Below are 5,768 nucleotides of genomic sequence, written 5' to 3'. Positions count from 1 at the left end.
TTTTTTATAATTTTTATTATTGCTAGGGGGGGCCAAGGGGCCCCCGCCGGCGGGGGCGGCCCCCGGCCCCCCCCCGGCCGGGGCTTCGCGTCGAGGCACCCGCCTTTCGGCCGCCCCTACTTCCCCTCGGCCGGCTTGTAGCCCGCCAGCGCCTCGGAGCACGTCTTCAGCCGCGCCAGGAACTCCGCCGCCGCGTCGGCCTCGAAGCAGGCGGTCAGGACGGCTTCCACGCCCCGGACGGCCTCGTCGGCGCGCCGGATCAGGGCGCCTCCGGTGCGGGTGAGGCGAGCCTCCAGGATCTGCTGGTGGATCGGGTGCGGGCGGCGCTCGACCAGACCCCGGCCCTCCACCGTGGCCAGTACCGACGACATCGTCTGCGGTGTGACCATGCCGCGGCGCGCGAGCGCCGCCCCGGACAGCCCCGGCTGCTGCTGGAGCGCCAGGAGCACGTTGTACTGGGGGACATTGAGCTTGAACGGCTTCAGGGCAGCATGCTTGGCGGACGTGAGCTCCTGCTCCACCCGCTTGATGTGCTCCCCGATACGCTCTTCCATCGCCGATGACGCCATGACGTCAAGGTTACCCGCATATCCCTTATCACCGCATGACCCCTGTGCATGATCCGACATCAGATGGTCTCCGGCCCGTGCGCGGCGGCCCGGGCCCCGTGCGTCCTCGTGGCCCCGCTCTCGGCGTACACGTCAGCGCCTGCGCAGCGACGCGTCCGCCAGCTGCGGCGGTACGTAGTCGGCGTCCGCGGGATTGAGGTCGGTACCGGGAGGGACCAGTTCGTCGATCCGGTCCAGCACGGCGTGGTCCAGTTCCACATCGGCGGCGGCCAGCAGGTCCTTCAACTGGTCGGCGGTGCGCGGGCCGATGATGGCGCTGTCGACGGCCGGATGGCTCAGTACGAAGGCCAGCGCGAGGTGCGTGAGGGAGAGCCCCGCGTCGGAGGCGAGCCGCAGCAGATCCTCGACCACCTCGTACTTGCGGGCGTTGCCCGGCAGGCTCTGGTCGAACTTGTGCGGGATGAGGGTACGCCGGAATTCGTTGAGCTCCAGCGGCCCGCCGCGGCGGTACTTGCCGGTGAGCCAGCCACTGGCCAGCGGACTCCACGTGAGGATGCCGACGCCGTACTTCTGCGCGGTCGGCAGCACCGAACGCTCCACGCCCCGCATGAAGACGGAGTACGGAGGCTGCTCGGTGTGGAAGGGCACGTGCCCGCGACGCTCGGCCGTCCAGCGGGCCTCCACCAGCTGCTCCGCCGGGAAGTCCGAACTCCCGATGGCGAGCACCTTTCCCTCCCGCACCAGGTCGGACAGGACCGACAGCGTTTCGTCGATGTCCGTCGACGGATCGGGCCGGTGCACCTGGTACAGGTCGATCCGGTCCGTGTCCAGCCGCCGCAGGCTCCCCTCGACGGCCTGCCGTATCCAGCGCCGCGAATTGCCCTGCCGGTTGCCGCCCCCGCCCATCGGGAAATGCACCTTGGTCGCGAGCACGACCTCGTCCCGCCGCCCCTTGAGCGCCTTCCCGACGATCCGCTCCGACTCCCCGGCCGAGTACATGTCCGCCGTGTCGACGAGGTTGACCCCGGCATCCAGAGCGGCACGGACCAACCGCTCACCGTCCCCGTGATCCCGGTTCCCCCAAGCGCCGAGCATCATCGTGCCCAGAGCGATGCGGCTGACCGTGATGCCGGTACGTCCGAGAGTGGTCGTGCGCACAGTTTCCCCTTCCGTCGGTGTACCCCGCGCCCCCGCACACCTCAGCGGAGACCGCAGACTATACGACATCTTATACCTAGAAGAGTCATGATGACCCGGCCCCGACGCCGCCGACCGATCCGCCCCCACACCCCGGCCGCGGGCGGCCGTGCGCACCTGCCCGGTGCGGCACCATCGTGGTCGAGCGGGCGGGCAATGGTGGCGGTGGACACCTCTCACCGCCCGGAGGGCTGGACGGGGCCGGTGACCGGCTCCAAGGACGGATCCACGAGATCGACGGCGAGGACGGCACCGCCGAGCGGTAGACCGGCATGCCACGGCGTACCTGCGGTCGGAGCGAATACGCGCCGCCGGCATCACCCGCCGCTCCAGCGATGTCCTGCACTCCTGCGGGTACGCGCGACGCCCCGCACCGTGCGTGCCACGACGTGCGATGTCAGGCGCGGTCGGGCCCTTGACCGGTCCCGGTGGAGGTGGGCTGATTCTCGGCGCAGAAGGACGGTCGCCCGATACCGGGCCACACGTCGCCGACCTGACGGCCGGCCGGACCGGGATCACCCGAGCCGCAGGGGTCGGGATCGGCGACGACGCGAATGCGGGCACCCGACTCGGACACGCGGTAGCGGAGCATGTCGCGACACGTCGTCGAACTCGGCCGTGCGGCCCAGGGCCGCGACAACGGCCCGTAGTCCTCCGAGCGGGACCCCGGACGCGAACTCCCCGCAGCCCCGTCGCAGCAGGCTGCTGCCGAGGACATCGAGGAAGCCCGTACCCACAGCAGCTTCCCGACTGGCGGGGTGCCGTCCCGCCAGGAGCCGCGCACGGGCCCCGGGCCGCCCTCGACCCGGCCGAGGGGGCGGCGGGCGCGAGCGCGCCCGTGCCACCGGGATCCGGCACCGCCTGGGCGGACCAGACCGGCCTCGCGGCAGAGCTGCCCCGCCACACGGCAACCGGCCCCCGGCGAAATGAGGTTCCCCTCGTAGCGTGGAGTCCGTGACAGCAGGGGATGTTGGTTGTCATGGCGGAGAAGCGTCGCAAGTTCACGGCGGAGTTTCGTGAGGGGGCGGTACGGATCGTGACGGAGACCGGGAAGCCGGTCCCCGAGGTCGCGGAGGACCTGGGGATCAACGAGACGACGCTGGCGAGCTGGGTCTCGCGGGCAATGCGGGCCGGGAAGGCGACCGTCGAGGACAGGGACGCGTTGATCGCGCGGCTGACGGCGGAGAACGCGGCGTTGAAGAAGGAGAACAAGGAGCTGGGCATGGAGCGCGATGTCCTCAAACGCTGCATGGTCCTGTGGGTGAAGTAGCTGCGGCGGACCCGGCCGCCGTGGCCGGGGTGATCAGCGACAACAGGACCGGGCACGGCATCCCGCACACCGTCTCGTGCCGCGCCCTCGGCGTGAGCGAGTCATGGTTCTACAAGTGGCGCGACCGCCCACCCACCGGGCGTGAACTGCGCAGACAGCGGCTCGCCGACGAGATCAAGGAGATCTTCACCGAGTCCGGCGGCACCTACGGATCACCGAAGATCTTCATCCTGCTCGTCCGAAAGGGCTGGCGCATATCGGTGAACACCGTCGCGAAGCTGATGGCCGAACTCGGCCTCGTCGTCCGGAAAGTGAGACACCGAAGCGGGCTGACCAGGCCGGGGAAGCGGCCGGCCGCACCGGACTTCGTCAAGCGGGACTTCACCGCCGGGGAACCCGACCTGGTCTGGGCGGGCGACATGACGGAGATTGTCACCGAGGAGGGCAAGCTCTACCTCGCCACGGTCATCGACCTGTTCTCCCGGCGCCTGCTCGGCTACGCGATGGGCGACCGGCACGACGCGGACCTGGTCGTGGCCGCGCTGCACATGGCAGCGGCCACCCGCGGCGGCGACGTCCGCGGAGTGATCTTCCACAGCGACCGCGGGTCGGAAGGCGGATTCAACTGATCGTCGCAACACCTCGTGATCAGCGAGGTGTGGGATCAGGGGCATTGCAAAGTCTGATGATCTTGTGAGTGGGCTGGTCAGGCAATGCCCAGGAGGTCAAGTGGGCGGGTGAACGGTTCGTAGGAGGCGTGTCGGAGGCCGGCGGCGACGTTTTGGTGCCCGGCTGTGCGGACGGTGTTGATCGCCAGGTTGCGCAGGGTTGCCATGTTCTCGGGGGCGTGGCCGGTTCGGATCTTCGAGGCGTCCTCGCGGAAGGTGGTGTCGCGAACGAAGTGAAGCCGGTTCTCGATGGTCCACTGCGAGCGGGCGAGCCGGCCGAGCCGTTGCGGCGATGCCTGATGTGAGAAGCCGTATCTCAACCGAACGTGATCGGTTGATTTCTGCTGGTCAGGCATGGTCTAGCTCGGGGTGAGGGAGGCATGCCGCGTCTTGTGTTCGCTTCATGGGCGAGGGGTGCGCGGTGGCGTCGGTGCTGGGAATGCTGGAGGAGCGGGAGGCGGCTGCCCGGGTGCGGGTGGAGGGGCTGCGGGAGGAAGCCGCGCGGTTGGCTGAGGTGTTGGAGGCCGCGGAGATCGAGCTGGACCGGCGGGTGATCGCGCGGGAGGAGCTGGTCGAGGCCCTGGCCGTGTCCGCCGCCGAGACGACTGCCGTGACCGAGGCGGAGCAGGAAGCGGTGTCCTCACCGGTGCCGGGGTCGGTGGTGCCGCCCTGGCGGGACGGGCTGTCGGTGGCCGTGCTCGCGCCCGACTACCAGCGGATTCTGGGCGTGCTGGAGGAGCGGCGGTCCGCGGGCAAGGGACCGGTGAAGGCCAAGGAGATCGCGGCGGAGCTGGGCCTTGGGGCGGCGCCGGGGAAGGTCGAGGGGGTGCGGTCGAAGGCCAGGCGCCTGGCGGAACGTGGGTGGCTCCTCCTGGAGGCGTCGGGGATGTTCAGTGCCGGCCGGCGGCCCGTGGCCGTGCCAGACGCCGGCTCATCCGCGTGATCATCGACCACCGGATCACGGCCTCGCTGCTGGCCGGCAACGTCTCGTAGTCCCGGGCCAGCCGGCGGGAGTTCATCAACCATGCGAACGTGCGCTCTGCCACCCAGCGCCTGGGGAGCACCACGAAACCTGTCATGTCGTCGGTTCGCTTGACGATCTCCAGGGTCAGGGCGAGTTTGTCCCGGCACCAGTCGACGAGGCCGCCGGTGTAGCCGCCGTCGGCCCAGACGAGGGTGATGTCGCGGTGCAGGCGGCGCAGGCGGGTCAGCAGTCCTGCCGCGGCGTCCCGGTCGCCGATGTTCGCGGCGGTGACCGCGACGACCAGGAGCATGCCGAGGGTGTCGGTCACGATGTGCCGCTTGCGGCCCGGCACCTTCTTTCCGCCGTCGTAGCCGCGTGAGGCGGCCGGTACTGTCGCGGCGGCCCGCACCGACTGGGCGTCGATGATCCCTGCCGTGGGCTCGGCCTCGCGGCCTTCGCGTTCACGGACCTTCCCGCGCAGCCGGTCGTGGAACTCGGTGATCAGCCCGTGCTCGCGCCAGCGGCGGAAGAAGGCGTAGACCCGGCCCCAGGCGGGGAAGTCCGCGGGCATCGCCCGCCAGGAGATCCCGCCCGCGACCAGGTAGCGGATTGCGTCCAGCAGCTGGCGGTGGCAGTAGCCCTCGGGGCGTCCGCCCCGCCCGTTCAGCCAGGCCGGCACCGGCAGCAACGGCCGCACGGCCGCCCACTCCGCGTCCGTCATGTCCGACGGATACCGCCGCACCCGGTTGGGATGGTCGGCCGCGTTGCCGTACACGTGCGCGAGGCAATCACACGATGGTGCGGCCGAGTTGAACTGGACGGGCTCGGACACGTACAACAAGGACACCAGGGCCTCCCGGTACTGCTCGGTCAGATTCGCATCCCCGAGCTACCGAGAGGCCCTGTCTTCATGCGCGTACAACGGGAAGATCACCCGGGTGGGAAGCCTGTTCGAACCACGCGTTCCATGATCGGTTGAGATACGGCTTCTCACTCAAAAGCTCACGACCGCCCTCTGAGAGTGGTGCCCATGGTCCACCGAATTGAAGCGCCCAGTCCCGACGATGCTGCATCCGTGGGCCGCATGCAGCTCACGGCCT

The 5,768-nt window shown here is 69.8% G+C and carries 7 protein-coding genes and 1 pseudogene; 4 read left to right on the top strand and 4 right to left on the bottom strand.

All coding sequences use genetic code 11. From position 1 onward, the window contains the following. Window positions 1–116: 116 nt before the first annotated feature. Window positions 117–554 carry a MarR family winged helix-turn-helix transcriptional regulator gene (locus ACEPPI_RS39630; protein WP_373920102.1) on the bottom strand — a complete coding sequence of 146 codons (438 nt, stop codon included), beginning with the start codon at window positions 552–554 and terminating at the stop codon, window positions 117–119. Window positions 555–701: 147 nt separating this feature from the next. After that, the gene (locus tag ACEPPI_RS39625) at window positions 702–1,727 is read right to left on the bottom strand and encodes an aldo/keto reductase (protein ID WP_373920101.1); all 1,026 of its coding nucleotides are present in this window, start codon (window positions 1,725–1,727) and stop codon (window positions 702–704) included. A gap of 176 nt (window positions 1,728–1,903) precedes the next feature. On the opposite strand from ACEPPI_RS39625, the gene ACEPPI_RS39620 reads away from it, so the two are divergent. From ACEPPI_RS39620 to ACEPPI_RS39610, 3 genes are all read left to right on the top strand, one after another. Beyond that, window positions 1,904–2,032 carry a hypothetical protein gene (locus ACEPPI_RS39620; RefSeq protein ID WP_373920100.1) on the top strand — a complete coding sequence of 43 codons (129 nt, stop codon included), beginning with the start codon at window positions 1,904–1,906 and terminating at the stop codon, window positions 2,030–2,032. 713 nt (window positions 2,033–2,745) lie between these two features. Then, window positions 2,746–3,036: a transposase gene (locus tag ACEPPI_RS39615; protein ID WP_373920099.1), complete on the top strand. Its 291-nt coding sequence runs from the start codon at window positions 2,746–2,748 to the stop codon at window positions 3,034–3,036. After that, on the top strand, window positions 3,024–3,665 hold the full coding sequence (locus ACEPPI_RS39610) for an IS3 family transposase (RefSeq protein ID WP_373920098.1): 642 nt from the start codon (window positions 3,024–3,026) through the stop codon (window positions 3,663–3,665). Before ACEPPI_RS39615 ends, ACEPPI_RS39610 begins: the two co-directional genes overlap by 13 nt. Before the next feature lie 181 nt (window positions 3,666–3,846). On the opposite strand, the pseudogene ACEPPI_RS39605 reads toward ACEPPI_RS39610, so the two are convergent. Beyond that, window positions 3,847–3,970, bottom strand: a pseudogene (locus ACEPPI_RS39605) (ISAs1 family transposase); the annotation flags it as partial. A gap of 137 nt (window positions 3,971–4,107) precedes the next feature. Here ACEPPI_RS39605 and ACEPPI_RS39600 point away from each other — a divergent pair. Continuing rightward, window positions 4,108–4,647: a hypothetical protein gene (locus ACEPPI_RS39600; RefSeq protein WP_285530493.1), complete on the top strand. Its 540-nt coding sequence runs from the start codon at window positions 4,108–4,110 to the stop codon at window positions 4,645–4,647. Here ACEPPI_RS39600 and ACEPPI_RS39595 read toward each other — a convergent pair. Beyond that, on the bottom strand, window positions 4,595–5,389 hold the full coding sequence (locus ACEPPI_RS39595) for an IS5 family transposase (RefSeq protein WP_366114615.1): 795 nt from the start codon (window positions 5,387–5,389) through the stop codon (window positions 4,595–4,597). The genes ACEPPI_RS39600 and ACEPPI_RS39595 overlap by 53 nt on opposite strands. Window positions 5,390–5,768: the final 379 nt, after the last annotated feature.

It is taken from the genome of Streptomyces sp. AB3(2024) (assembly GCF_041862025.1).
Taxonomy (GTDB): Bacteria; Actinomycetota; Actinomycetes; order Streptomycetales; family Streptomycetaceae; genus Streptomyces.
This window is presented reverse-complemented; position numbering and strand designations above follow the sequence as displayed.